Source organism: Methylobacterium sp. FW306-05-D (assembly GCF_058782155.1).
In genome coordinates this window covers 1-24,224 of the sequence record NZ_JBYSXL010000067.1, presented here as the reverse complement: position 1 = coordinate 24,224, position 24,224 = coordinate 1, and the positions used below count along the sequence as shown (strand labels likewise).

General features: G+C 72.2%; 24 protein-coding genes. 12 read left to right on the top strand and 12 right to left on the bottom strand.

Translation table 11 applies throughout. The features are described from left to right. Window positions 1-395, bottom strand: a 395-nt coding sequence (locus AC3WLN_RS18960) for a YbhB/YbcL family Raf kinase inhibitor-like protein (protein ID WP_492483842.1), incomplete at its 3' end; no start/stop codon positions are given. A 50-nt stretch (window positions 396-445) separates the two neighbouring features. Further along, window positions 446-1,210 carry a bifunctional 2-polyprenyl-6-hydroxyphenol methylase/3-demethylubiquinol 3-O-methyltransferase UbiG gene (ubiG, locus tag AC3WLN_RS18955; protein ID WP_492483840.1) on the bottom strand — a complete coding sequence of 255 codons (765 nt, stop codon included), beginning with the start codon at window positions 1,208-1,210 and terminating at the stop codon, window positions 446-448. Window positions 1,211-1,408: 198 nt separating this feature from the next. On the opposite strand from ubiG, the gene AC3WLN_RS18950 reads away from it, so the two are divergent. From AC3WLN_RS18950 to AC3WLN_RS18930, 5 genes are all read left to right on the top strand, one after another. After that, the gene (locus AC3WLN_RS18950) at window positions 1,409-2,644 is read left to right on the top strand and encodes an aspartate kinase (protein ID WP_108037949.1); all 1,236 of its coding nucleotides are present in this window, start codon (window positions 1,409-1,411) and stop codon (window positions 2,642-2,644) included. Window positions 2,645-2,710: 66 nt separating this feature from the next. Next, the gene (ptsP, locus tag AC3WLN_RS18945; protein WP_492483837.1) at window positions 2,711-4,975 is read left to right on the top strand and encodes a phosphoenolpyruvate--protein phosphotransferase; all 2,265 of its coding nucleotides are present in this window, start codon (window positions 2,711-2,713) and stop codon (window positions 4,973-4,975) included. A gap of 100 nt (window positions 4,976-5,075) precedes the next feature. Continuing rightward, window positions 5,076-6,161 carry a peptide chain release factor 1 gene (gene prfA / locus AC3WLN_RS18940; RefSeq protein WP_492483835.1) on the top strand — a complete coding sequence of 362 codons (1,086 nt, stop codon included), beginning with the start codon at window positions 5,076-5,078 and terminating at the stop codon, window positions 6,159-6,161. 23 nt (window positions 6,162-6,184) lie between these two features. Continuing rightward, complete coding sequence (gene prmC / locus AC3WLN_RS18935) at window positions 6,185-7,120, top strand: peptide chain release factor N(5)-glutamine methyltransferase (RefSeq protein WP_492483833.1); 936 nt, start codon at window positions 6,185-6,187, stop codon at window positions 7,118-7,120. Between the two features lie 405 nt (window positions 7,121-7,525). Then, the gene (locus AC3WLN_RS18930; protein ID WP_492483831.1) at window positions 7,526-8,731 is read left to right on the top strand and encodes a DUF4167 domain-containing protein; all 1,206 of its coding nucleotides are present in this window, start codon (window positions 7,526-7,528) and stop codon (window positions 8,729-8,731) included. A gap of 123 nt (window positions 8,732-8,854) precedes the next feature. On the opposite strand, the gene AC3WLN_RS18925 is transcribed toward AC3WLN_RS18930, so the two are convergent. Together AC3WLN_RS18925 and AC3WLN_RS18920 are read right to left on the bottom strand one after the other, a co-directional pair. After that, window positions 8,855-9,592, bottom strand: a complete 738-nt coding sequence (locus tag AC3WLN_RS18925) for a hypothetical protein (protein WP_492483829.1) — start codon at window positions 9,590-9,592, stop codon at window positions 8,855-8,857. Window positions 9,593-9,604: 12 nt separating this feature from the next. Next, window positions 9,605-10,558, bottom strand: a complete 954-nt coding sequence (locus tag AC3WLN_RS18920; RefSeq protein WP_492483827.1) for a DUF2336 domain-containing protein — start codon at window positions 10,556-10,558, stop codon at window positions 9,605-9,607. 175 nt (window positions 10,559-10,733) lie between these two features. On the opposite strand from AC3WLN_RS18920, the gene AC3WLN_RS18915 reads away from it, so the two are divergent. From AC3WLN_RS18915 to AC3WLN_RS18900, 4 genes are all read left to right on the top strand, one after another. Beyond that, window positions 10,734-10,898: a YqaE/Pmp3 family membrane protein gene (locus AC3WLN_RS18915; RefSeq protein ID WP_492483825.1), complete on the top strand. Its 165-nt coding sequence runs from the start codon at window positions 10,734-10,736 to the stop codon at window positions 10,896-10,898. A gap of 75 nt (window positions 10,899-10,973) precedes the next feature. Further along, on the top strand, window positions 10,974-11,579 hold the full coding sequence (locus tag AC3WLN_RS18910) for a sulfite oxidase-like oxidoreductase (protein ID WP_492483823.1): 606 nt from the start codon (window positions 10,974-10,976) through the stop codon (window positions 11,577-11,579). Next, on the top strand, window positions 11,572-12,294 hold the full coding sequence (locus tag AC3WLN_RS18905; RefSeq protein WP_492483821.1) for a ferredoxin reductase: 723 nt from the start codon (window positions 11,572-11,574) through the stop codon (window positions 12,292-12,294). Before AC3WLN_RS18910 ends, AC3WLN_RS18905 begins: the two co-directional genes overlap by 8 nt. 68 nt (window positions 12,295-12,362) lie before the next feature. After that, window positions 12,363-12,788: a GFA family protein gene (locus AC3WLN_RS18900; protein WP_492483819.1), complete on the top strand. Its 426-nt coding sequence runs from the start codon at window positions 12,363-12,365 to the stop codon at window positions 12,786-12,788. A gap of 15 nt (window positions 12,789-12,803) precedes the next feature. Here AC3WLN_RS18900 and AC3WLN_RS18895 read toward each other — a convergent pair whose 3' ends face one another. Continuing rightward, entirely contained in the window at window positions 12,804-13,892 is a 1,089-nt protein-coding gene (locus AC3WLN_RS18895; protein ID WP_492483817.1) for an NAD(P)/FAD-dependent oxidoreductase, read from the bottom strand. A 261-nt stretch (window positions 13,893-14,153) separates the two neighbouring features. Between AC3WLN_RS18895 and AC3WLN_RS18890 the strand changes: the two genes are divergently transcribed. Continuing rightward, a complete protein-coding gene (locus tag AC3WLN_RS18890; RefSeq protein ID WP_463774970.1) occupies window positions 14,154-15,869 on the top strand; it encodes a DEAD/DEAH box helicase in 1,716 nt (571 codons plus the stop codon). A gap of 51 nt (window positions 15,870-15,920) precedes the next feature. Here the strand turns inward: AC3WLN_RS18890 and AC3WLN_RS18885 are convergent, their stop codons facing one another. Then, window positions 15,921-16,808 carry a hypothetical protein gene (locus tag AC3WLN_RS18885; protein ID WP_492483815.1) on the bottom strand — a complete coding sequence of 296 codons (888 nt, stop codon included), beginning with the start codon at window positions 16,806-16,808 and terminating at the stop codon, window positions 15,921-15,923. Between the two features lie 284 nt (window positions 16,809-17,092). Beyond that, window positions 17,093-18,037 (bottom strand): DUF6925 family protein, encoded by a 945-nt coding sequence (locus AC3WLN_RS18880; protein WP_492483813.1) that lies wholly within the window; start codon window positions 18,035-18,037, stop codon window positions 17,093-17,095. Window positions 18,038-18,086: 49 nt separating this feature from the next. Here AC3WLN_RS18880 and AC3WLN_RS18875 point away from each other — a divergent pair, with 49 nt between their 5' ends. Together AC3WLN_RS18875 and AC3WLN_RS18870 are read left to right on the top strand one after the other, a co-directional pair. Further along, window positions 18,087-19,571 carry an ATP-binding protein gene (locus AC3WLN_RS18875; protein ID WP_492483811.1) on the top strand — a complete coding sequence of 495 codons (1,485 nt, stop codon included), beginning with the start codon at window positions 18,087-18,089 and terminating at the stop codon, window positions 19,569-19,571. Further along, window positions 19,568-20,227 (top strand): response regulator, encoded by a 660-nt coding sequence (locus AC3WLN_RS18870; protein WP_492483809.1) that lies wholly within the window; start codon window positions 19,568-19,570, stop codon window positions 20,225-20,227. Before AC3WLN_RS18875 ends, AC3WLN_RS18870 begins: the two co-directional genes overlap by 4 nt. Window positions 20,228-20,239: 12 nt before the next feature. On the opposite strand, the gene AC3WLN_RS18865 is transcribed toward AC3WLN_RS18870, so the two are convergent. The 5 genes from AC3WLN_RS18865 to tsaD are packed head-to-tail and all read right to left on the bottom strand — an operon-like array spanning window position 20,240 to window position 24,066. Then, window positions 20,240-20,656, bottom strand: coding sequence for an EVE domain-containing protein (locus AC3WLN_RS18865; RefSeq protein ID WP_492483807.1), 417 nt, complete (start codon window positions 20,654-20,656; stop codon window positions 20,240-20,242). 48 nt (window positions 20,657-20,704) lie between these two features. Then, on the bottom strand, window positions 20,705-21,169 hold the full coding sequence (locus tag AC3WLN_RS18860) for an opioid growth factor receptor-related protein (protein WP_492483805.1): 465 nt from the start codon (window positions 21,167-21,169) through the stop codon (window positions 20,705-20,707). Beyond that, complete coding sequence (locus AC3WLN_RS18855; protein ID WP_492483803.1) at window positions 21,166-22,155, bottom strand: NAD(P)H-dependent glycerol-3-phosphate dehydrogenase; 990 nt, start codon at window positions 22,153-22,155, stop codon at window positions 21,166-21,168. Before AC3WLN_RS18855 ends, AC3WLN_RS18860 begins: the two co-directional genes overlap by 4 nt. Then, complete coding sequence (locus AC3WLN_RS18850) at window positions 22,152-23,030, bottom strand: GNAT family N-acetyltransferase (RefSeq protein ID WP_492483801.1); 879 nt, start codon at window positions 23,028-23,030, stop codon at window positions 22,152-22,154. Before AC3WLN_RS18850 ends, AC3WLN_RS18855 begins: the two co-directional genes overlap by 4 nt. Beyond that, a complete protein-coding gene (gene tsaD, locus AC3WLN_RS18845; protein WP_492483800.1) occupies window positions 23,023-24,066 on the bottom strand; it encodes a tRNA (adenosine(37)-N6)-threonylcarbamoyltransferase complex transferase subunit TsaD in 1,044 nt (347 codons plus the stop codon). Before tsaD ends, AC3WLN_RS18850 begins: the two co-directional genes overlap by 8 nt. Window positions 24,067-24,224 lie beyond the last annotated feature (158 nt).

The following is a 24,224-nucleotide window of genomic DNA, read 5'->3' as shown; positions in this document are numbered from 1 at the left end:
GGCGGGAGCCAGCCCGGCTTGAGGAAGCTGTTCTGGCCGAGGTCGAGTCCCGATTCGGGCTGGCTCGCCGCGCCCTCGGCCAGCGGCGCGGCGGGGTCGAGGTTCCAGGCGATCAGGTGGACGAGGGGGCTCGGCGTCGGGCTGCCGGCATCCTCGCAGAGGAGGACGATTCGAGCCGTGCCGGGGGGCAGGCCGGTCCAGGCCAGGGGCGGCGACGTGCCGGCCCCGTCGGCCGTGAAGCGCGCCGACATGGGGTTGCCGTCCGCAAAGGCGAGGCTGGTGAGCGCGAGGCCCTCGGGCACATCGGCGAAGATGGCCCGATAGGCGGTCTTCTCCAGACCGGCCTTCAGACCGGACAGGGCGGCGCCCACGGCGTGCGGAATCTTTTCGAGCAAGGTCGGTCTCCCACGAGATATGCCGACCAACCGCGGACGATCGCGAAGGTTCAGGACGGCTGCCCGTCGCCGGCCGGGCGCTGCGCCGTGATCATGTAGTTCACCGCCGTATCCCGGCTCGCCCGCCAGGACCCGTCCAGGGGGTTGAGCACCACCCCGGTCGTGTCGGTGACGGTCAGGCCGCCGGCATTCACCGCGCGGGCGAGTTCGTCGGGGCGCACGAACTTGTCCCAGTCGTGGGTGCCCTTGGGCAGCCAGCCGAGGACGTACTCGGCGCCGACGATCGCCAGCGCGAAGGAGCGCAGCGTCCGGTTGAGGGTGGCGGCGAACAGCAGGCCGCCGGGTTTCACCGCCCGGGCCGCCTGCGCCACGAAGGCGGGCATGTCGACCACGTGCTCCACGACTTCCATCGCGAGCACGATGTCGAAGCGTTCGCCCCCGGCCACCACGTCCTCGATGGTGCGGGCCCGGTAATCCACCGGCACGCCCTCGGCATCGGCGTGGGCCTGGGCGACCTTGATGTTCGTCGGCGCCGGGTCGAGCCCGGTCACCCGGGCGCCGAGGCGGGCCAGGGGCTCGGACAGCACGCCGCCGCCGCAGCCGATATCCACGAGGGTCAGGCCGTCCAGGGCGAAGGGCGCTCGCGGGTCGCGCCCGAAATGCCGGCAGGCCGTGTCGCGGATATAGGCGAGGCGGACGGGGTTGAAGCGGTGCAGCACCCGCATCGGGCCGGCCTCGTCCCACCACGTCGCCGCGATGGCCTCGAAGCGGGCGACCTCGTCGCGGTCGATGGAGGCGCCTGTGGGTCCGGTCATCGTCTCGGCATGTCTCGTGCGAAGTGGCGCGCGCCATTGTTGACACGCCCGGGCGGCCCTTGTACCCGCCGAAGCCCTGTCCGGTACAGCAGCCAAGCGACGCGGCCGGCCGTGCGGGGAAATCCGTCCCGCAGCCCGCCGAATCCCCGGCAAACGCGACGTGTCGCGGACGCGACAGGCTCCGTCTCTGGTGAGAACATGCCCCGTCTGGTGATGAAGTTCGGCGGTACGTCCGTCGCCAATGTCGAGCGCATCCGCAACGTGGCGGCCCACGTGGCGCGCGAGGTCGCGGCCGGCTACGACGTGGCCGTCGTGGTCTCGGCCATGTCCGGCAAGACCAACGAGCTCGTCGCCTGGGTCAAGGACGCGAACCCGATCTACGACGAGGCCGAGTACGACGCCGTGGTCGCCTCGGGCGAACTCGTCACGGCCGGCCTGCTGGCCATCGCGCTGCAGAAGAACGGCATCAAGGCCCGCTCCTGGCAGGGCTGGCAGATCCCGATCCTGACCTCGGACGCCCACGGCTCCGCCCGCATCGAGGGCATCGACGGCGCCCGCCTCGATGCCGGATTCCAGCGCGGCGAGGTCGCGGTCATCGCCGGCTTCCAGGGCATGCACGAGGCCACCGGCCGGGTGACCACCCTGGGCCGCGGCGGCTCCGACACCAGCGCCGTGGCGATCGCGGCCGCGATCGGCGCCGAGCGGTGCGACATCTACACGGACGTCGACGGCGTCTACACCACCGACCCGCGCGTGGTGCAGAAGGCCAAGCGCATGGAGCGCGTGACCTTCGAGGAAATGCTGGAGATGGCGTCACTCGGCGCCAAGGTCCTGCAGGTCCGCTCCGTCGAGCTCGCCATGGTCCATCGCGTGCCGACCACGGTGCGCTCCTCCTTCGATCCGCCGGACAATGCCCGGCCCGGCACCCTCATCTGCGACGAGGACGACATCGTGGAACAGCAGATCATCACCGGGATCGCCTTCTCCCGGGACGAGGCGCAGATCACGCTTCGTCGCGTGAAGGACAGCCCCGGCATCGCCGCCGCCATCTTCGGCCCGCTGGCGGATGCCAACATCAACGTCGACATGATCATCCAGACCGTGTCGGGCGACCAGTCGACCACGGACATGACGTTCACGGTCCCGTCGGCCGATTACGACCGGGCCCGCAAGATCCTCGATGCGCAGAGCGGCGCGATCGAATTCGCGCAGATCGAGGGCGCCACCGACGTGGTCAAGGTCTCGGCCATCGGGGTCGGCATGCGCAGCCACGCGGGCGTGGCCGCCAAGGCCTTCCGCGCCCTGGCGCAGAAGGGCATCAACATCCGGGCGATCACAACCTCGGAGATCAAGTTCTCCGTCCTGATCGATGCCGCCTACACGGAGCTTGCCGTTCGCACGCTCCACTCGCTATACGGCCTCGACCAGGCCTGAAGACCCGGAGCGCGCGAACGCCTGCGCGCGAACCGGACACGAGGCCGAAGCCGGATCGAGGAGACCATGCCCGCTGCGCCCGGAGGCCCGCGCCTGCTTCTGCGCCGCCTCCGCGAAGCGATGGCGGAGCCGGTCAGCCCACAGGCTCGTCTCGACCGCATCGTCACGTTGATCGCAGCCAACGTGATCGCGGAGGTGTGCTCGGTCTACGTGCTCAGCGATGACAGCACGCTCGAACTGTTTGCAACCGAGGGTTTGAACCGCGAGGCCGTCCACCTGACCCGCATGCGGGCGGACGAGGGCCTCGTCGGTCTCATTGCGAAGACCGCCGAGCCGCTCTCGCTCTCCGACGCCCAGTCGCACCCGGCCTTCTCCTACCGGCCGGAAACCGGCGAGGAGGCCTATCACGCCTTCCTCGGCGTGCCGCTCCTGCGTGCGGGCAACACCCTCGGGGTGCTGGTCGTTCAGAACAAGACCTACCGGGTCTATTCCGAGGAGGAGATCGAGGCGCTCCAGACCACCGCGATGGTGCTCTCGGAGATGATCGCCTCGGGCGAGTTGCAGGCGCTGGCGCCGGGGGCCGGATCGGCCGCGCGCCGGGCCGTGAGCCAGCGCGGCGTGGCGCTCGCCGACGGCATCGGCCTCGGACACGTGGTGCTGCACGAGCCGCGCATCGTCATCAAGCAGCTGATCGCCGAGAACGTCGACCGCGAGGTCGAGCGCCTGGAGCAGGCCATCGGCGAGGTCCGCTCGGCCATCGACGACCTCGTCGAGCGCGGCGACATTATCGGCACGGGCGAATCCCGCGAGGTGCTGGAGACCGTGCGCATGTTCGCGCACGACAAGGGCTGGCTGCGACGGATGCGCGAGGCCGTGCATTCGGGCCTCACCGCCGAGGCCGCCGTCGAGCGCGTCCAGTCGGACAACCGCGCCCGGATGATGCGCCAGAGCGACCCCTATCTCCGCGATCGGCTGCACGACCTCGACGATCTCGCGAACCGGCTCTTGCGCACCCTGATCGGCGCGGAGGGCAACGGCGCGCAGCGAATCCTGCCGGAGAACGCGATCCTGGTGGCGCGCTCCATGGGCCCGGCCGCGCTGCTCGACTATGACCGCACGGCGCTCCGCGGCGTCGTCCTGGAGGAAGGCGGCCCAACGAGCCACATCGCCATCGTGGCCCGTGCGCTGGGCATCCCGGCGGTGGGCGAGATCGCCAACGCCACGGCGCTCTGCGATGCCGGCGACGCGATCATCGTCGACGGCGCCACCGGCGAGATCCAGGTCCGCCCCGGGCCGGAGATCGAGGCGGCCTATGCCGAGATGGTGCGCCTGCGCGCCCGCCGGCAGGAGCAGTACCGGGCGCTGCGCGACGTGCCGGCCGTCACCCTCGACGGGACGAAGATCGGCCTGCAGCTGAATGCAGGGCTCCTCATCGACCTGACGCACCTGAACGAGACCGGTGCGGACGGCATCGGCCTGTTCCGCACCGAGCTGCAGTTCATGGTGGCCCAGCGGATGCCTTCCGCGGCCGAGCAGCAGGCGCTCTACGAGGCCGTCTTCGCGGCTACCGGCGACCTGCCTGTCACCATCCGCACCCTCGACATCGGCGGCGACAAGATCCTGCCCTACATGCCGGCCCTCGAGGAGGAGAACCCGGCGCTCGGCTGGCGGGCGATCCGCATCGGACTCGACCGGCCCGCCCTCCTGCGGGTGCAGTTGCGCGCGCTGCTTAAGGCCGCCGGCGGACGCCCGCTCAAGATCATGTTCCCGATGGTGGCGACGGTGGACGAGTTCACCCGCGCCAAGGCCATCGTGGAACGCGAGAAGGCGCATCTGCGCCGGCACGGCCACGCCCTGCCCAGCGACTGCAAGCTCGGCGTGATGGTGGAGGTGCCCTCGCTCCTGTTCCAGATCGACGAGATCGCGAAGGCCGCCGACTTCCTGTCGGTGGGCTCCAACGACCTCATGCAGTTCCTGTTCGCCGTCGACCGCGAGAACCGCCGCGTCGCAGACCGCTTCGACACCCTCAGCGTGCCGGCCCTGCGGGCCTTCCGCGTCATCGCCGAGCGGGCGGCGGCGGCCGGCTGCCCGGCCACGGTCTGCGGCGAGATCGGCGGACGTCCCCTCGAAGCCATGGCGCTGATCGGCCTCGGCTTCCGCCACCTCTCGATGTCGCCGGCCGCCATCGGCCCCGTGAAGGCGATGGTGCTCGGCCTCGACGTCCCGGCGGTGGCGGCCCTGATCGACACCGAACTGGCCCGCGCAGGGGACGGCGCCAGCCTCCGCCCGGCCCTCGCGGCCTTCGCGAAGGCCCAGGGTGTGCCAATCTAGCCTTGGCGTGCCTATCTGAATGGGTCGTGCCGCGACCCCGTCGTCGAACGAGGCTTCCGGCCCGACGAGCCCTTGTCCTGATGAGAGTTTCCGAAGGGCGATGACCCCAATTCCTGCTGAGCGTCTCGACGCGATCCTGACGCGCCACGACATCGTCACCGCCACGCTGAGCGCCGGCTCCGCGGATTCCGACACCTTCGTGCAGCTGTCGCGCGAATTGTCGGAGCTGGAGGGGGTCGTGGCCGCCATCCACGCCTACCGCGCGGCGGCGCGGAACCTGGCCGACATCGAGGCGCTGATCGACGAGCCGGGCAGCGATTCCGAGATGCGCGCGCTCGCCGCCGACGAGAAGCCTGAGGCCGAGGCCGGGCTGGAGGCCGCCCACCGGGCGCTCCAGCTCATCCTGCTGCCCAAGGATTCGGCGGACGAGAAGAGTGCGATCCTCGAAATCCGCGCCGGCACCGGCGGCGACGAGGCCGCCCTCTTCGCCGGCGACCTCTTCCGCATGTACGCCAAGTACGCCGACGCCAAGGGCTGGAAGGTCGAGGTGATCTCGGAGAGCGAGGGCACCGTCGGCGGCTATCGCGAGGTGATCGCCGAGGTGAAGGGCAAGGGCGTGTTCGCCCGCCTGAAGTTCGAGAGCGGCGCCCACCGGGTCCAGCGCGTGCCCGACACCGAGACCCAGGGGCGCATCCACACCTCCGCCGCCACCGTCGCGGTGCTGCCCGAGGCCGAAGAGGTCGACATCGTCATCAACGACGCCGACCTGAAGATCGACACCATGCGCTCGCAGGGCGCGGGCGGCCAGCACGTCAACAAGACCGAATCGGCGATCCGCATCACCCACATGCCGAGCGGCATCGTCATCTTCGTGCAGGAGGAGCGCTCGCAGCACAAGAACCGCGCCCGGGCGATGTCGCTGCTCCGCTCGAAGCTCTACGACGCCGAGCGCACCGCCAAGGACGCGGCCCGCGCCGCCGATCGCAAGTCGCAGGTCGGCTCCGGGGACCGCTCGGAGCGCATCCGCACCTACAACTTCCCCCAGGCCCGCGTCACTGACCACCGCATCAATCTGACCCTGTACAAGCTCGAGGAAGTCCTCGCTGGCGAGGCTCTGGACGAGCTCGTCGACGCCCTCGTCACCGAGCATCAGGCGGAGCTGCTGGCGGCCGAGGGCATGGCCTGAGCCGGATGGGCGAGCCGGAGCCGATGCGCCTCGATCCGGCGCTCAGCCGCACCGACGCGCTGCGGCGCATCACGGAGGCGCTCGCCGCCCACGGGATTTCCGCGCGCGACGCCCGCTTCCTCGTGCTGGACCTCCTCGGCCTCGACACCACCGATCTTCACCTGCGGGGGAACTTACCCCTTGGAGCGCCGGATGCCGCGACGCTCGACCGGGCGGTGGCGCGGCGCATCGCCGGCGAGCCGGTGGCGCGCATCGTCGGGGCCTGGGAATTCTGGGGCCTGCCCTTCGGACTCGCACCCGAGACCCTGGTGCCCCGCCCCGACACCGAGACCCTGGTGGAGGCCGCCCTCGCGCTCCATCCAGACCGGCGGCGCCCCCTGCGGGTGCTCGATCTCGGCACCGGCTCCGGCTGCATCCTGGTCGCGCTCCTCAGCGAGTTGCCGAACGCGACGGGGATCGGCCTCGACCGCTCGCATGGCGCCCTCGTCCAGGCACGCATCAACGCGGCGCGCAACGGCGTCGGGCCGCGGGCCCGCTTCGTGTGCGCCGACTGGACCGCAGGTCTCTCCGGGGCCTTCGACCTCGTCGTCTCGAACCCGCCCTACATCGCCAGCGACACGATCCGGGGCCTCGACGTCGAAGTGCGGGCACACGATCCGATGGCGGCGCTGGACGGTGGCGCGGACGGCCTTGAAGCCTACCGGCGGATCGTCGACGCCCTGGCGACCGGACCGGCCGGGCTCGTGCCGGGGGGCGCCCTCGCCTTCGAGGTCGGATACGATCAGGCCGAGGCCGTGGCGGACCTCGGATCGCGGGCCGGTTTCGGTCCCGCCTCGATCCACCGCGACCTGGCGGGCCATGCCCGCGTCGTCCGGTTCGACGCGCCCTTGCAGGGAAAAAGACCCGAGAACGATGCGGGAAATCCGAAAAAACCGCGCGCCCTGGATGCAAAGCAATAAAAAACGCTTGTTGCCCCCTCGGCGAACCGCTAGTGTCGCAGGCAGATCGCGAACGATCCATTAAGATGGACCGTGGTAAGACGGGTGGCGGCTTTGGTCCGCGACGCTCTTAGACGATCTCCCCACGATCAGGCTGGCGCGCGCGGGCAGAGGCGCAGGAGCTTGATCAACTTCGTGCCTGAAAACCGAAGGACGCCTGGACGCTCAGAGCGCGCCTTGGTCAACGGACAGAGACGGCAAGCACGGCGAAATCGATCACGGACACACCGGACCCGGATCACGCGGCGCCAGCGACGAGCCTGATTGCGGGCTGCGTCTTGGCCGCCTGGAACCCGCCGCATCATCAGACGCTCCGAGACGAACGAGGGTCAATCGAGACCGATGAGACCAAACCAGAATAGACGGATGCGCGGTCGCAACCGCCCCAAAGGTCCCAATCCGCTCACGCGCTCCTACGAATCCAACGGACCAGACGTCAAGATTCGCGGCACCGCCCAGCACATCGCCGACAAGTATGCCCAGCTCGCGCGCGACGCGCAGGCCAGCGGCGACCCGGTGGCGGCAGAGAACTACTTCCAGCACGGCGAGCATTATTTCCGGATCATCTCGGGCGCCCAGGAACAGACCCGTCAGCAGGTCGGCGGCTATGCCCGCGGCTTCGACGATGACGGCGACGACGGCGACGACGAGGGCCAGAACGCTCCGCAGGGCTATGCCGCCTCGAGCTACGGGGCCAATGGCTACGCCGAGGATTACAACGATCCGAGCCCGCAGCCCCAGCCGGCGGGCTACGAGCCCCGTCCGGACGCGCGCCAGGAGGGCCGTCCGGACGGATATCGCCAGGACTACAATCGGCAGGATTCCAACCGACCGGACTCGAACCGCCAGGATTCCGGCTCGGACAACAATCGGCAGAACCGCCGCGACCGCTTCGCCAATCGCGGTGAGCGGCCGCAGCGCTTCGACAATCCGCGCGACGGCAACCGGCCCGACTACAACAACCGTCAGGAGAACCGCCGCGACGACTTCGGGCGCCAGGACGGCAACCGGCAGGACGGCCCGCGCCAGGACTTCAATCGGCAGGACGGCAATCGGCAAGACGGCAGCCGCGCCGAGTTCCGCGGCGACCAGAACCGGCAGGACTACAGCCGGCAGGATCAGTCGCGGCAAGACCAGCCGCGACAGGATCAGCCGAGACAGGATCAGCCCCGTCAGGACTTTCGTCCGGCCCCGGTCCGCTCCGACGCCCCCCGTTACGAGAACGGCCGCGTCGAGACCCCGGTGAACGAGGCGCCGCGGTCCGAGTTCGGCGGTCAGGACGCACCCCGGTCCGCCCGGGCGAACGATGCGGCGCCCCGGCGCAGCCGGCGCCGCGACGAGCGGGACGCCGCGCCCGCCGAGGACGTCGCCGCCCTGCCCGCCTTCCTGATGACGCCGCCGCGTCCGGTCCCTGCGGCTGAGCCGGCCCCACAGCCGGAGCCCCAGGGTGAGACGGCCTCCGCGGCCCAGGACGACGCACCGGCGCCCAAGCCACGCCGCCGCCGCCGCGCCCGGTTCGAGGGGCCGGAGGGGGCCGTCGGCGCCGACGATCCGACACCGGTCACCGAGTAGACCCCGGTCCATCCTCCCGAACCTTCCGGAAGCCGCCCCATCGGGCGGCTTCTTCGCGTTCGGGGGTTTTGGCGTTCGGGGGTCTTCACGTTCGGGGGTCTTCGCTTTCGAAGGCTTCGCGCATCAAAGCCCGCGCCAGTCGAGGAACGCCTCCACGCGGTGCCGGTGCCGGCGGTGGCGCGCAGCCTCGCCGAAGGGCGCCAGTTCCCAGGTCCAGTGCCGGTCGGGCCGCCCGAGGCGCACGCCGTGCAGGAGGTCGAGCCGATCCGTGATCCGCCCGTCCCGGTCCTCCTCGATCTGCTCCACGTCGGTGACGAGGCAGACCCGCGCGGGCAGGCGCGCCAGGCCGTCGAGATGGGCGCGCACGATCCGGCTCCCCAGGTCCGGCGGCACCAGACCGGGCCGGTCGAGGGGCAGGATCGGCAGTTGCGACAGGAGATTGGCCGAGACCACGAAATCGACGCTCTCGCCGCCGCACAGGGCGGGCAGCGGATCGCTGCCGTCCGTCGCGCCCGACAGATCTGCGGTGATCAGCCGGACATTCCGATGAGCCCGGGCCTCCCGGCGGGCCGGCCAGAGATGGACGGCATCGACGAGGTGGACTTCCGCGAAGCGCGCGGCGAGGTCCGCGAGCGGAACGTCCTGCAGGAGGCCGGACCCGAGCACGACGGCGACGCGCCGGCGCTTCAGCCCTTCGCAGGCGGCCAGGATCGCGGCACGGGCGGCAGCGAGATGCGGCGCCCAGGCTGAGCGGCAACGCCGCCCGCGCGCCATCAGCTGCACGCTCTCCCGCAGGTAGCCCCGGCGCCGATGCGCGAAGGGCACCGGCGTGACCAGAAGATGCAGCAATTCGACGAGCATGCGTCCCCCGGATCAGCGCCGGGGCGCGTCCGCACCGCCCCCCGACTGCGACGACAGGCGGACCACGCGCTGGGCCGTGGTGACCGAGAGCGACTGGAAGGCACCCTGGATGGCGCTCCATTCCTCGGGCCGGCGCGCAGCTCCGGACTTGGTTCGCAGGAGCAGCCGGAGGGTTCCGAAACCGAGCCGGATCGAGCGCAGCAGGAACAGCAGCGGATCGTGATCGTCGGCGTCGTAGGCGCGCCGGGCGACGTCCGGCGCCACCTCGGCGTATCGGGCGATCTCGGCCAGCGCCGCACCGACGTCGCCCGCCCGGATCAGCTCGTCGATTCGGCGCTCGTCGTCCTGGGTCGGCCGCGGAACCTCTCTCGCGGTCCGCAGAACGCCCGCGGCTGAGGAGGCCTTGCCGGTGGGCCGGCTCCGCGACTGCAGCATGGCGCGCAGGACCGCATCGACCCGCGCCCGTTCGCCGAGGGCCGCGGAGCCGAAGCCGGAGAGGCGGGCCCCGGCATTGCCGGCCACCGCCTGGACCGTCTCGGAATCGCCGCGTGCCACCAGGACATCCGTGACGCGCTCGCTCAGGGTCGGCCGCCGGGCAACCGCCCGCAGGTGGTCCTGTCCGCGGGCATGCGCGACGGTGACGAGATCGGCGTCGTCGAGCCGCAGCGATCGCTGGAGGACGGGCCGCGCCACGGCGATGTTTTCGTCGAAGGCCAGGTCGCGGACCACGGCGCGCGGAGCGTTGTGCAGGTCCGCCAGCTCGTCCGAGAGGGCGACCCGTGCGACGGTGTCGGCCGCACGCGTCAGCGGGAGCATCACCGCGTCGAAGACCTCGACCTGCTCCTCCTGCAGACCCGCGGCGCTCTCGGTGAACAACGTCGAGAGGCGCTGAAGCATGCGGCGGCGCTGCCTGGTTTCGCCGGCCTGCGCCACCTGCTCGATCTGACGAACGAGGGATTCGATCATCCGCGAGGGTCCCTGCACGAAGCGACCGGCATCGACGCTCGGGGGCAGTTTGCGGAGGCAGAGTTTAACAAAATGAAACCCGGCGGTCCGCCGCCGGGAACTTGGCCGCTGCGGCCCCGTTGCGGATGGGCCGTTGCGACCGCGACCCCGCGACCGCACACTACCCGGAGCGACCGTGTCGAACCTCGTCCGCATCATCCTTGCGATCTTACTGCCGCCGATCGCGGTCCTGATGACCACCGGCATCGGCCTGCAGTTCCTCCTCAACATCCTGCTGACCCTGCTGGGCGTGCTGCCGGGCACCATCCATGCCCTGTGGCTGGTGCTGCGCGATCGCTGAGGGAATGCTAGCCTGCCGGGTGCGCCGATCGTCGGGCACGATCGCCGCGAGCGGACGGACGGGCGCGAGGGCACGATGAGCACACGAGGTTTCACGGGGCGCAAGCCGCCCGAGGCCACCCGCGAGCGCCTGCCCCCGGGCCAGTACCTCACCGAGGATTTCCCCGTCCTCCAGATCGGTCCGAATCCGCGGGTCGATCTCGCGACCTGGTCCTTCACCCTGCGCGAGGGCTCGCGGCCCCTGAAGAGCTGGACCTGGGACGCCTTCCATGCCCTGCCGCGCACCCGCTGGGGCGGCGACATCCACTGCGTGACGAAGTGGTCGAAGTTCGACACCGCCTGGGAGGGCGTGGCCTTCGACGACCTCCTGGCGGATGCGGGGATCGAGGCCCCCACCGACTTCCTGCTCGCAGAGGGCTACGACGACTACACCACGAACGTGCCCGTCGCGGATCTCGCCGGCGGCCGGGGCATGGTCGCGACGCATTACGACGGCAAGCCGATCCCACCGGACCATGGCGGCCCGGCCCGCCTGCTCGTCCCGCACCTGTATTTCTGGAAGAGTGCCAAGTGGGTGAAGGGCCTGCGCTTCACGAAGCGCGACGAGGGCGGGTTCTGGGAGCTGCGCGGCTATCACATGTACGGCGACCCCTGGCGCGAGCAGCGCTTCACCGGTGATTGATCCGGCCCAGCGGCCCCTCCCCTGGCGCACAGCCACGCTCACCGCCATACGCCCGGTGACGCGGCGGGTGAAGAGCTACCGCTTCCGGGTCGCGTTCGACCGCCCGGTGCTGGCGGGTCAGCATGTCGATGTCCGCCTCACCGCGCCCGACGGCTACCAGGCCCAGCGCAGCTACTCGATCGCCTCGGCGCCGGACGGCGACGGCACGATCGAGCTGATGATCGAGGGCCTGCCGGAGGGCGAGGTCTCGGGCTTCTTCGATGCGGTCGCGGAGGTCGGCGACACGATCGAGCTGCGCGGACCGATCGGCGGCGCCTTCGTCTGGCGCCCGGAGGATGGCGGCCCGCTGTTCCTGGCCGGCGGCGGTTCGGGGGTGGTGCCCCTGCTGGCGATGCTGCGTCACCGCGCGACGGCGGCGCCCGGGGTGCCGGCCCTGTTGCTCTATTCGGTGCGCGAGGCGGACGAGATCATCGCGGCCGAGGAACTCGCGGTCCGCGCCCGGGACGAACCGAACTTCCAGCTGATGCTCAACCTGACCCGGGCCGGCGGCCGCCGGGTCGACGCGGCGATGATCGCGGAGGCCCTGGATCGCCTCGGTCCGCCGCGCCATGCCTATCTCTGCGGCGGCAATCCCTTCGTCGGGGCGGTGGCGGACCTGCTCCTCGATGCCGGGATCGAGCCCGGCCGGATCCACACGGAGCGCTTCGGCGGCTGACCCGGGCGCCCTTGTCCGGTGATGACCGCGGGGCCTAGAAAGACCGCGCCAGCGGAGGTCGAGACGACATGGAAGCGGAAGCCCACCAGCGGTCCGGTCAGTGTCACTGCGGCGGCGTCCGCTTCCGGGCGACCCTGGCCGACGGGTTGGATACGGTGCGCCGCTGCACCTGCTCGTATTGCCGGATGCGCGGTGCCGCCGTCGTCTCGGCCGTGGCCGGGGGCGTCGAGATCCTGGAGGGCGCGGAGCTGCTGACGCGCTACCGCTTCAACACCGGCGTGGCCCAGCACTTCTTCTGCGCCCGCTGCGGGATCTACACCCACCATACCCGCCGCTCGAACCCGAACCAGTACGGCGTCAACGTCGCCTGCCTCGACGGCCTCAGCCCGTTCGACTTCGCGGAGATTCCGGTGGTCGACGGCGTCAACCATCCGAACGACACCGGCGGCGCAAGCCGGCTGGCCGGGACGCTGCGCTTCGTCCCCGAGCGCTAGGCGCGTCCGCCTTCGTCAGGCCCCGATCAGGCGGTCGGCGACCTCCTCGGCGAGGGACAGGCTCGAGGTCAGGCCCGGACTCTCGATCCCGAACAGGTGGATCAGGCCGGGCAGCCCGTGCTCGGCCGGGCCGTCGATGCGAAAATCGGCGGCCGGCTCGCCCGGTCCCGTCAGCTTCGGACGGATGCCGGCGTAGTCCGGCGTCAGCACGCCGTCGGGGAGCCCCGGCCAGTAGCGTCGGATCGCGCGGGCGAAATGGTCGGCCCGGGCGGGATCGACCCGGTAGTCGAGGGTGTCGACCCATTCGACGTCCGGGCCGAAGCGCATCCGGCCGGCGAGGTCGAGGGTGAGGTGGATGCCGAGGCCGCCCTCGACGGGCGCCGGGTAGATCAGGCGCGAGAAGGCCGGACGGCCGGTGCAGCCGAAATAGCTGCCCTTGGCGAGGACCCGGCGCGGAATGCGCGCGGCCGGATAGGCCTCGACGGCGGCAGCGACCGCCTGCGCGCCGAGACCGGCAGCGTTGACCACCGCGTCGAAGGGCAGGGCCTCGCCGTTCACCGTGACGCTCCAGCCCTCCGGGCTCCGCGCGATCCCGGCGATCCGGCTCTCGAAGGCGACGGCGCCGCCGGCATCCTCGAGATCGCCCTGGAGGGCCAGCATCAGGCCGTGGCTGTCGACGATGCCGGTGCCCGGCGCATGCAGGGCCGCGACGCAGGCGAGGTTGGGTTCGAGGGCGCGGGCCTCGACCCCGTCGAGGAGCGCCAGGCCCGGAACGCCGTTGGCGTCGCCGCGCGCCTTGAGCGCCGCGATGGCCTCGCGCTCGGATTCGTCGGTGGCGACGATGAGCTTGCCGCAGCGGCGATAGGCGACGCCGTGGCTGTCGCAGAACGCGGTGAGCAGCGCTGCCCCGGCGACGCAGTGCCGGGCGCGCAGGGAGCCGGCGGGGTAGTACATCCCGCCATGGATCACCTCGGAGTTGCGCGCCGAGACGCCGGTGCCGATGGCATCCTCGGCCTCGGCCACGATGACCGCGTGTCCGCGGCGCGCGAGCGCCCGGGCCACCGCGAGACCGACGATTCCGGCACCGACGACGAGGATATCCATGACGGGCCGGAGATGAGCACGAGAGGGAGGCCGAACACAACACAGCGGACGGGCGATCCGCGAGGGCGGATCGGGCCGGGCGCCCAGGCGTGGACGGGCATGCATCCGCAGTCATGGCGCTGCGCCGCGGTTCCGGCTACAAGAGGAACCATCCGTAACCGTTCGAGGCCGGAATCACGTCGGTCCGGAGATCGTCGCGCCCGCCGCGATGCCCTCCCCGGCGGGTCTTCCGCCTGCTTGCCCGCTAAGGCTTCCGTCACAGTGCCCTTCCCCACCCTGCCGGCCCCGCTCGCCCGAGCGCTGACCGCGCGCGACTACGAAGACCCGACGCCCGTCCAGAGCGCCGTCATCGAGGCGGCCGCGCAGGGCCGCGACCTGCTCGTCTCGGCCCAGACCGGCTCGGGCAAGACCGTGGCCTACGGCCTCGCCTTCGCCGAGACCCTGCTCGACGGTGCCGAGCGCTTCGGCCCCGCCGGCGCGCCGCTGGCCCTCGTCATCGCCCCGACGCGCGAACTGGCGCTGCAGGTCGAGCGCGAACTGTCCTGGCTCTATGCGGAGACCGGCGCCCGCGTCATCTCCTGCGTCGGCGGCATGGACCCGCGCCGGGAGAGCCGGCAGCTCAACGACGGCGCCCACATCGTCGTCGGCACCCCGGGCCGCTTGCGCGACCACCTGGAGCGGCGCAACCTCGCGACCCAGGACCTGCGCGCCGTCGTCCTCGACGAGGCCGACGAGATGCTCGACCTCGGCTTCCGGGACGACCTCGAATTCATCCTGTCGGTGACCCCGAAGGAGCGCCGGACGCTGCTGTTCTCCGCGACCCTGCCGAAGGCGATCGCGACCCTGGCCGAGCGCTACCAGAACGACGCGCTGCGCATCGCCGTGAAGGGTCAGGAGCGCGGCCACTCGGACATCACCTACAAGGCCATCCGCGTGGTGCCGCGCGAGCTGGAGCACGTGGTGGTCAACACCCTGCGCTTCATGGATGCGCCGACCGCGATCATCTTCTGCAACACCCGCAACGCGGTGCGCCACCTTCAGGCGGTGCTCACCGAGCGCGGCTTCTCGGCCGTGGCGCTGTCGGGCGAGCTCGGCCAGGGCGAGCGCAACGCCGCCCTCCAGGCGCTGCGCGACGGCCGGGCCAAGGTCTGCGTCGCCACCGACGTCGCCGCCCGCGGCATCGACCTGCCCACCGTCAGCCTCGTCATCCATGCCGACCTGCCGCACGACGCGGAGGTGCTGCAGCACCGCTCCGGCCGCACCGGCCGGGCCGGGCGCAAGGGCACCAGCCTCCTGCTGATCCCGGCCTCGAAGCGGCGCCGGGCCGAGCAGATGCTGGCGATCGCCAAGGTCTCGTTCGAATGGGCCGGCCCGCCCACGGCCGACGAGATCCGCCGCCTCGACGGCGAGCGCATGTGGCAGGACCCGATCTTCACCGAGGAGCCGGCCGAGGAAGACGTCGCCATGGCCGAGACCCTGATGGCGCAGCGCACGCCCCAGGAACTCGCCGCGGCGCTCGCCCGGATCTACCGCTCCCGCCTGCCCGCCCCCGAGGACGTCACCGATCCGGGCGCCGGCCCCGAGCGCAAGTCCCGCCCGGTCTACGACCCCGCCGATGCCGAGCGCATCGACGCCCAGGGTCCGGCCGTGTGGTTCCGGCTCAATCTCGGCCGACGCGACAACGCCGATCCGCGCCGCCTGCTGCCGATGCTGACCCGGCGCGGCAATATCGGACGCCAGGAGATCGGCGCGATCCGCATCTTCGACCGCGAGACCAAGTTCGAGGTGCGCGGCGGCGCGGCCTCGCGCTTCGCCCAGACCTTCGCCAAGAACGGCTCGCCCGAGATCCAGGTGGAGCCGCTGCTCGACGACGAGCCCGCGCGCGAGGAGAAGGGGCCGAAGGGCTTCAAGAGCCCGCGCGGCGCGCGCCACGAGCGTGAGATCGCCAAGAAGCCGCGTGCCAGCCGGGCGCGCTGACTCGACCAGGGGCCGCCCGGAGACGGGCGCCCCTCCGACGGCCCGATAGTTTCAGAAGTGGTCGGGCAGGCTCTTCACGGCGTTGCCGAACGCCTCGACGCTCTCCGCGATCTTGCGCCCGGCCGGCGCCAGGGACGGCACCTTCACGCCGAGGAACTCGGTCTGCTCGGGCTCCGGCTCGGCCTGTGCCACCAGGGGCGCGGGCGCGGCCTTGGGTGCGCCGGCTTTGGACGCGACGGACTTGGCCTCGGCGGACTTGGCCTCGGCGGACTTGGCCTCGGCGGACTTGGCCTCGGCGGACTTGGCCTCGGCGGGTTTCACCGGCGGCTTGGCGGCGACCGCCTTGACGGCGGCCGGCCTGGCGACCGTCGCGGCGCTCTGGTGCTTCGCCGCGTCGCCCTCCGGCGCCAGGGCCGTGAAGGTGCCGTTGGTCGCCCGCGAGCGCGTGGTCTCGTTGGGCAGGGGTGCGATCAGCGCCGCGGTCCGCGTCGCCGGCACCAGCGAGGCCGGCCGGGCCGGCGGCAGCACCGCGGCGTTCTCGATCGGCGGCAGGCGGGGCGGCTTCGGCGCGACGGCCGGCTTCTCGACGGGCTGCGCTTCGGGCGCCTTGGCGATGGACCGCGCCTCGGGCGCGTTGGCCACCGGCGCAGCGATGGCGGCCGGCATCGGCTCGGCTTTCGCGACACTAGGCATCGCGGCCGCGGTCTCGGGCACCGCCGCGACCGGCTTCGGAGCCGCAGGCGCCAGGGCGGGAACGCCGTCGCGCAGGTCCGGCCAGTCGGAGGCGCTGTGTCCGGGGCCGGCGGCCGTGGCCTTGGCGAGCGTCGGGCGGGTGAATTGCGGTCCCGCGAGGTTGCCGAGCGTCGCGGAGGCGATGGCGGTGAAGCCGGCGAGGCCGAGCACACCGAGGCCGGACAGGAGCACGACCCGAAGATTCATCCGGGATGGACGCGGCGCGGCCGTCGCCGGGCGTCGTGTCTCGGAAGGATCGATCGTTACGGACATCATGGTCTCAGACATCTCGCACGCTTCTGAAGGTTCGAATTGACCGTTGCGGGTCGATCACGCGGTGCCGGTCGGGCCCGACCGGAACGGCGACGCCGGAGCGGCGACACCTGCGTGTAAGGAAAGAGACGCGCCAATGGGGCATGAAGATGTCCTTCGCCGAAGCCTTGAACAGGTCCGGGTCAGACGCAGCGCGAATCTGAATAAGCCCGACAGGTTTAACGCGGGGTATCTGAAGACGACTTTGGACTGTCCTGATTCGCCCCTGCCGCCATCTGGACGTCGACGACGCGGGCGACGGCACGGCCCGCCCGATTCGCATGGGCCGGAGGCAGTTGCTTCCCCGAGAGGAGGCGCGCCTTCAGTGCGACGAGGGCCCGGTCGCCCCAGCGGGCGAGGACGGCCTGGAAAGCGGCATGCATCGCGGGATCGAAGGGTCGGGCACGGCCCGCGGGGTCCCGGCAAGGGTGAGGCGGCGCGAACTGGGCCGCGGGCACCAACCCGTGCGGGATCGGGGCGGTGGCAGCGTGGGTCCGGCCGAGGGCCAGGATCCTGTCGTCGCGGAAGGCCCGGGGTCCATCCGAGCCAGCGGACGCGCCGCCGAACACCTCGATCCGGCCAAGCGGCGTGGTCACGACGACATCCGCGTCGGCCAAAAGACTCCGCAACCCATCGGCCTCCTGCGCACAGGTTCGACCGACCGACGCCGCGAGGCGTGCGAGTACGTCCGGCTCGGCCGAACGCAGGCGCATCCGGCCCTGCGGCAGGTCGAGGCCGAGGTCGAACCACGGGTCCCCGAGGTTTCGCGGGCGAAGGGCGGCTTCGTCGCGGCCGGCCGCGAGGATCGGGCCGGCCCCGATCCGCGGGCAGCGCGCGGCCGGCAGGCAGAGGGCGACGGCGTGGCTCCAGCCTCCGGTGAAGGCGGTCTCGTAGGCCACCGGGACGACGTCGTCCGGGTCCAGGGCGATTCCGCCGCGCGGCGTCACCATCCCGAGCCGCCCGTCCGCCAGGGGGCCGGCCGCCTCGTCGGGATGCCGGGCGAAGCGCGCGAGGGCGCCGAAGCCGCCCATCGTCCAGGCCGTCTCGGGGTCGGCCAGGGCCGCGGCGAGCAGGCCCCGCACCGAATCGGAAAGCTGCCAATCGGCGCCGGGTCCGCTACACACGGGGCCACGACCGCGCGCAGCTTTCCCGACGGCACTCCCTCACGCCCCCATGCCTCACGACGCCGCCTCCGCTCCCCGCACCCGGTCGGACCTCCTCGTCCGCACGGGTGGCGACACGGCCCCGTCCGGGCGCATCGGCCCCGGGCCGCGCTGGGCCTCGTGGTCGACGCGCACCCGGATGATCGTCCTGGTCCTCGCCATCGACGTCCTGGCCGCCCTCGTCTCCTGCGCCGTCATCGTGCTGAACGCCCGCTCCGCCGTCGAGGTCGAGATGCAGGCGGCGATGACGAATGTCGAGCTTCTGGTCTCCGACACGATCGACCTCGCCCAGGCCGGGCCGCCCGCCGGCATCCTGCAGACCCTGAACCTGCGCATCCACGACCTGCGTCACGTCCGCGTCACGGTCCTCGACGGCGAGGGCCGGATCGTCACCGGCGGGCTCGGCCGGGTCCGGCGCGACCAGCACGTGGCGCCGGCCTGGTTCGCCGCCCTGATCGCCCCGCCGATCCGGGAGCACGACCTGCCCATCGTGGCCCAGGGGCGGCGCATCGGGACCGCCCGCATCACCACGCAGCCCCATGACGAGATCGACGAGGTCTGGGGCTACGCCCTGTCGCTGTCGCTCGCCAGCCTCTGCCTCAGCCTCGGCCTGCTCGGCGCCCTGACGGTGGCCTTCGGCAAGGTGCTGGCCCCGCTGACGCAGCTCTCCGAGGGCCTGATCCAGCTGGAGCAGCAGGACTACACCGCCCGCCTCGATCCGCCGGCCTCGCGGGAGCTCGCCGCCATCGCCACCCGGTTCAACCGCGTGGCGCAGGCCCTGTCCGAGACCCGCGCGGCCAACGGACGCCTGAACCGCCAGCTCCTCTCGGCGCAGGACGACGAGCGCCGGCGCACGGCCCTGGAACTCCACGACGAGTTCGGCCCCTGCCTCTTCGCCCTCGAGGCGACCGCCGCCTCGGTGGTCCGCATGGCCGAGGCCGAGGCGCCGCCCGACCGGGCCCGCCTCAAGCAGCGCGCGCAGGACATCGCCAGCATCGTCGGACAGGTCCAGACCCAGAACCGCGACCTCCTCAACCGGCTGCGACCGCACGCCCTCGGGCAGGTGCCGCTGCCGGACTGCCTCGACCTGCTGCTGCGCGATTTCCGCCGCCGCCATGCCGGAACGCGCTTCGCGGGCAGCTTCGACGGGCTGGGACGCGGCTACGGCGATGTCACCGACCTCACCGTCTTCCGCTGCATCCAGGAGAGCATGACCAACGCGGTGCGCCATGGCCACGCCTCGAACGTCACCGTGCGGGCCCTGGAGGAGGCGGCGGCCGGCGGCCGGGCGCTTCACCTCACCATCCGGGACGACGGCAGCGGCATCGCGCCCGAGCACGGCCTCGGACTCGGCCTGTCGGGGATGCGCGAGCGCGTGGAGGCGCTCGGCGGCACGTTCCAGCTTGACAATGGGCAGCCCGGCGCAGTTGTCCGGATCGCGATTCCGCTCGATGATGAGCGCGACGCCCCCACGAGTCCGATTCCCAGCGCATGAACGCGATCGCCCCCACCACCGAGGCTCCCACCCTCGTCATCGACGATCATCCGATCGTGCTCCAGGGCTGCCGACGGGTGCTCGAGGATGCGGGGATCGAGCGCATCCTCGAGGCCACCGGCGTGGTGGGGGCCTATCGCCAGTTCCTGCGCGCGCGCCCCGCCACCGTGATCTGCGACCTCACCTTCCAGGGCAGCGGCCTGGCCGGGCTCGAGCTGATCCGGCGGATGCGCAGGGCCAGCCCCGCCGTCCGCATCCTGGTCTTCAGCATGCACAACGATCCGGTGATCGTGTCGCGGGCGCTGGAGGCGGGCGCCCTCGGCTACGTGCTGAAGGACCACGCCTCGGGCGAGCTGTTCGAGGCTTTCGAGCGGGTCCGGTCCGGACGGCCCTACCTCGATCCGCGCCTGGCCACCGAGGTCGCGATGCTGCGCACCGACCCGAAGCGCACGCCCGAGACCCAGCTCACGCCGCGCGAGTTGCAGATCCTGCAGCGGCTGGCGCAGGGCAAGTCCTACGGCGCCATCGCGAGCGACCTCTCGGTCAGCTACAAGACCATCACCAACGCCTGCTCGATGATGCGCCAGAAGCTCGGCCTGCGCACCCTGGCCGAACTGATCCACGTGGCGGTGACGCAGGCCCAGCGACAGGGCTGATCGGCCCGGGGGTCAGGCGAGGCCGCCCATCTCGCGCACCACCGCCCATTCGGCCTCGGTGACCGGCTGGACCGAGAGGCGCGAATTGTTGGCGAGCACCATGGCGGCGAGCCGCGGCTCGGCCTTGATCGCCTCCAGGGTGACCGGGCGCGGCAGCGCCTCGACGGCGCGCAGGTCGACCATGCCGAAGCGGCCGGTCTCGTCGGAATCATCCGGGTAATAGGGCCGGATCACCTCGACGATGCCCACCACCGCCTTGCCCTCGTTGGAGTGGTAGAAGAACCCGCGCTCGCCCGCCTCCATCGCCATAAGGTGCTTCTTGGCGACGTGGTTGCGCACGCCGTTCCAGTGCGTGCCGGCGGCGCCCGCGGCGACCTGCTGGTCCCAGGACCAGGTCGAGGGCTCGGATTTGTAGAGCCAGTAGGCCATGCGCGTCTCCAGAGATGCGGGCTCCATAGCATCGCCCAAGCGTGGCCGTCAGGCCCTCCGGAGCGCGGACTCCCAGTAGTGCAGGCTCTGGAGGTTGACCGGCGCGCCCGCCTTCCGGTTGCGGGCGGTGACGAAGGCGTGGAACTCGCCGGCCGCCTCGGGCCCGAGCAGATCCGACACCGCCGAGAGGATGCGGGTGATGCGCAGGTGGTTGTGGTCGTGCGAACGCAGCCAGCCGTCGGTCTCGGCATAGAACCGGGTCATGCGGCCCAGGGCGGCGCGCAAGCCCGACAGCGCCGCCGGATCGGCGCGGATCGCCTCGGCTTCGGCCCGGCTGAGCACCGGCGCGCCCGGCACGGCGAGGCTCGCCTCGTGCAGGGGGAAGCACCATTGGATGAAGTCGTGCACGCCCTCGATATGCGCGTCATCGAAGGCGAGGACGTCCGGCAGGCGCCGGCCGGCCCCGTCGTCGCCGGCGCCGGCCAGGAAGGCGCGGACGGGATATTGGCTCACTCGGCTTCTCCCCGCAGGGGCCGCGCCAGCAGCGCGGCGATGACCGCATCGACGCTGGCGCCGCCCGAGACGATGGCGGCGACCGCCTCGGCCACCGGCATCTCGATGCCCCGGGCGCGGGCGAGATCGACCAGGGCGGCGGCCGTGAAGGCGCCCTCCGCGAGCTTGCCGCCGGAAGCCGCCTCGGGCGAGGCCCCGGCACCGAGGCGCTCGCCGAAGGCGAAGTTGCGCGATTGCGGCGAGGAGGCGGTGAGCACGAGGTCGCCGAGGCCCGACAGGCCCATCAGGGTCTCGGGCCGGCCGCCATAGGCCCGGGCGAAGCGCATCAGCTCGGCGAAGGCCCGGGCGATCAGGGCCGCCCGCGCGCTCTCGCCGAGGCCCCGCCCCGCCACGATGCCGGACGCGATGGCGAGGACGTTCTTGCCGGCCCCGCCGATCTCGACGCCGCGCACGTCGTCGGTGTGGTAGACCCGGAGCGCCGGTCCCGAGAGCGTGCCGGCCAGGCGCGCGGCGAGGCCGGCATCCGCCGCAGCGAGCGTCACGGCGGTGGGCAGGTTGCGGGCGACGTCGGCGGCGAAGCTCGGGCCGGACAGGACCGCCACGGGGGCGGAGGCGCCCAGCTGCTCGGCCGCGACCTCGCTCATGAAGGCATCGGTGCCGCGCTCGATCCCCTTGGCGCAGAGCACGATGGCGGCCTGCGGTGCGAAGGCGGGGGCGAGGGCGGCCAGCACCCCGCGCAGGGTCTGGGCCGGCGTCACCATCAGGACGGTGCCGGCCTCGGCCAGCGCCGAGGCTTCGGCCGTGACCGCGATGCGCGCGTGCAGCGGCACGCCCGGCAGGTAGCGGGCGTTCTCGCGGGTGCCCTCCAGGCGTGCGGCCGCCTCCGGGTCGCGCAGCCACAGGGTGACGTCGTGCCCGGCCGCGGCGGCCGCGTTGGCCAGCGCCGTGCCCCAGGCGCCGCCGCCGACGACTCCGATCCGCCTCATGCGCTCGTCCCCCGCGATGTGAAGTGGTCCGCCCGCAGACGATACAGGAGATGGGCGCGCAGCGGATGGCCCAGCGGCAGGGCCGGATGCGGAAAGCCGCCCTCCGGGCGCATGCCGAGGCGCTCCATCACCCGGCGCGAGGGCGTGTTCGCCTCGGCGGTGAAGGCGACGATCTCGCTCAGGCCGCACCGGCCGAACAGGTCGGCCAGGGCGAGGCGGGCGCCCCGCGTGGCGATGCCGAGCCCCCAGGCGTTGCGCGCGAGCCGCCAGCCGATCTCGACGCACGCGCCCGGCCGCTCGCCGCCCGGGAAGGGCATGGGCCGCAGGAGGCGCGCACCGCCGATCATCCCGACGAATCCCCGCCCCTCCGCCTCCACGGCCCAAGGGCCGAAGCCGTCCACCGCGAAGCGCCGGGCGCAGGCCCGGGCCTCGGTCCGGCTCGCTTCGGAATCCTTGGTGGCGGGGAAGTGCCGCATGACCTGCGGGTCGGCGTTCAGGGCGGCGAAGCGCGCCTCGTCGCCCGCCTGCCAGGGCCTCAGCCGCAGGTCGCCGTCGCGCAGGTCCCTCGGCGGCGGCGGCGCATCGGCGTCCCGCAGCTTGCCGCGCAGGGCGAGCGAGCGCCGGTTCAGCGCGAACAGGTCGGCCCGGCCAGCCAGGACCGCCTCCCCGAGTTCGGTGGCCGCCGCGATCTGGTCGAGGGGCAGGTTCGCCCAGGCGGGGGCCCGGACGCTCTCGCGCCAGGGTCCGCCGCAGGTGTTGTCGAGGAGGATGCGCGCGAAGCAATGGTCGCGCTGCACCGGCCAGTCCGGTCCGGCGGCTTCGGGCAGGCGCCGCTCCACCAGGGCGCGCCAGCGCAGCCGCGCGGCCTCAGGCAACCGCCTTCGGCTCCGCGAAGGGCCAGCGGGCGCGGGCCGGCGCGGTGAGATCGTCCACCAGGCCGAGGCGCAGGCGCTCGATGCCCGCCCAGGCGATCATCGCGCCGTTGTCGCCGCAGAGGGCGAGCGGCGGCGCCACGAAGGCGAGGCCCGCCTCGCCCGCCTGTGTGGTGAGCGCCCGACGGATCGCGCCGTTGGCCGCGACGCCGCCCGCCGCCACCAGGGCGGTGGGGTGGCCGGCGACGCCGGCGAAGTCGCGCATCGCCACCCGCAGGCGGTCGACCACCACGTCGACCACCGCCGCCTGGAAGCTGGCGCAGAGATCGGCGACGTCGACGGAGGAGAGCGGGGCCAGCTTCTCGGCCTCGATCCGGAGGGCGGTCTTCAGGCCCGACAGGGAGAAGTTGGCCTCGCGGCGCCCCAGCATCGGCCGCGGCAGGGCGAAGCGCTCCGGGTCGCCGGTCTCGGCCAGGCGCTCGACCTCGGGGCCGCCCGGGTAGCCGAGGCCGAGGAGCTTGGCGACCTTGTCGAAGGCCTCGCCGATGGCGTCGTCGATGGTGGTGCCGAGGCGGACGTAGTCGCCGACCCCCTTCACCGCCACGAGCTGGGTGTGCCCGCCGGAGGCCAGCAGCAGCAGGTAGGGAAACCCGATGCCGTCGGTGAGCCGCGCGGTCAGCGCGTGCGCCTCCAGGTGGTTGACGGCGATCAGGGGCTTGCGCGCCACCAGGGCCAGGGTCTTGGCGGTGACGAGGCCGATCAGCACGCCGCCGATCAGGCCGGGGCCGGCCGCCACCGCGATCCCGTCGACCTGGGCCAGGGTCAGGCCGGCGCCGCCGAGTGCCCGGTCGATCAGCCGGTCGAGCACCTCGACATGGGCACGGGCCGCGATCTCGGGGACGACGCCGCCATAGGCGGCGTGCTCGGCGATCTGGCTCAGCACCTCGTTGGAGAGGATGCGCCCGCGCCCGTTCTCGCCGGGGGCGACCACGGAGGCCGCGGTCTCGTCGCAGGTGGTTTCGATGCCGAGGACGTTCATGGACGGCGGATCATCTCGAGAGACGGCAGGGTGCCCAATGGGAAGCGCGGCACCCTATCGTCCGCGTCTCCCGGCGGCAACGACGGGTTGCCACCGGCGGCGGGACGGGCATGGATGGGCGGGGACTTCCAGCACGGTTCAGGGTGCGGGTTCGGGAG

Excerpts from the sequence above, each read along its gene's own strand:
- AC3WLN_RS18895 (WP_492483817.1), bottom strand. The coding sequence starts at position 13,892 with ATGGATATCCTCGTCGTCGGTGCCGGAATCGTCGGTCTCGCGGTGGCC.
- AC3WLN_RS18865 (WP_492483807.1), bottom strand. The coding sequence starts at position 20,656 with ATGGCCTACTGGCTCTACAAATCCGAGCCCTCGACCTGGTCCTGGGAC.
- AC3WLN_RS18950 (WP_108037949.1), top strand. The coding sequence starts at position 1,409 with ATGCCCCGTCTGGTGATGAAGTTCGGCGGTACGTCCGTCGCCAATGTC.
- AC3WLN_RS18885 (WP_492483815.1), bottom strand. The coding sequence starts at position 16,808 with ATGAATCTTCGGGTCGTGCTCCTGTCCGGCCTCGGTGTGCTCGGCCTC.
- AC3WLN_RS18930 (WP_492483831.1), top strand. The coding sequence starts at position 7,526 with ATGCGCGGTCGCAACCGCCCCAAAGGTCCCAATCCGCTCACGCGCTCC.
- AC3WLN_RS18920 (WP_492483827.1), bottom strand. The coding sequence starts at position 10,558 with ATGATCGAATCCCTCGTTCGTCAGATCGAGCAGGTGGCGCAGGCCGGC.
- ptsP (WP_492483837.1), top strand. The coding sequence starts at position 2,711 with ATGCCCGCTGCGCCCGGAGGCCCGCGCCTGCTTCTGCGCCGCCTCCGC.
- AC3WLN_RS18855 (WP_492483803.1), bottom strand. The coding sequence starts at position 22,155 with ATGAGGCGGATCGGAGTCGTCGGCGGCGGCGCCTGGGGCACGGCGCTG.
- AC3WLN_RS18870 (WP_492483809.1), top strand. The coding sequence starts at position 19,568 with ATGAACGCGATCGCCCCCACCACCGAGGCTCCCACCCTCGTCATCGAC.
- AC3WLN_RS18900 (WP_492483819.1), top strand. The coding sequence starts at position 12,363 with ATGGAAGCGGAAGCCCACCAGCGGTCCGGTCAGTGTCACTGCGGCGGC.
- tsaD (WP_492483800.1), bottom strand. The coding sequence starts at position 24,066 with ATGAACGTCCTCGGCATCGAAACCACCTGCGACGAGACCGCGGCCTCC.
- prmC (WP_492483833.1), top strand. The coding sequence starts at position 6,185 with ATGCGCCTCGATCCGGCGCTCAGCCGCACCGACGCGCTGCGGCGCATC.
- ubiG (WP_492483840.1), bottom strand. The coding sequence starts at position 1,210 with ATGACCGGACCCACAGGCGCCTCCATCGACCGCGACGAGGTCGCCCGC.
- AC3WLN_RS18925 (WP_492483829.1), bottom strand. The coding sequence starts at position 9,592 with ATGCTCGTCGAATTGCTGCATCTTCTGGTCACGCCGGTGCCCTTCGCG.
- AC3WLN_RS18910 (WP_492483823.1), top strand. The coding sequence starts at position 10,974 with ATGAGCACACGAGGTTTCACGGGGCGCAAGCCGCCCGAGGCCACCCGC.
- AC3WLN_RS18875 (WP_492483811.1), top strand. The coding sequence starts at position 18,087 with ATGCCTCACGACGCCGCCTCCGCTCCCCGCACCCGGTCGGACCTCCTC.
- prfA (WP_492483835.1), top strand. The coding sequence starts at position 5,076 with ATGACCCCAATTCCTGCTGAGCGTCTCGACGCGATCCTGACGCGCCAC.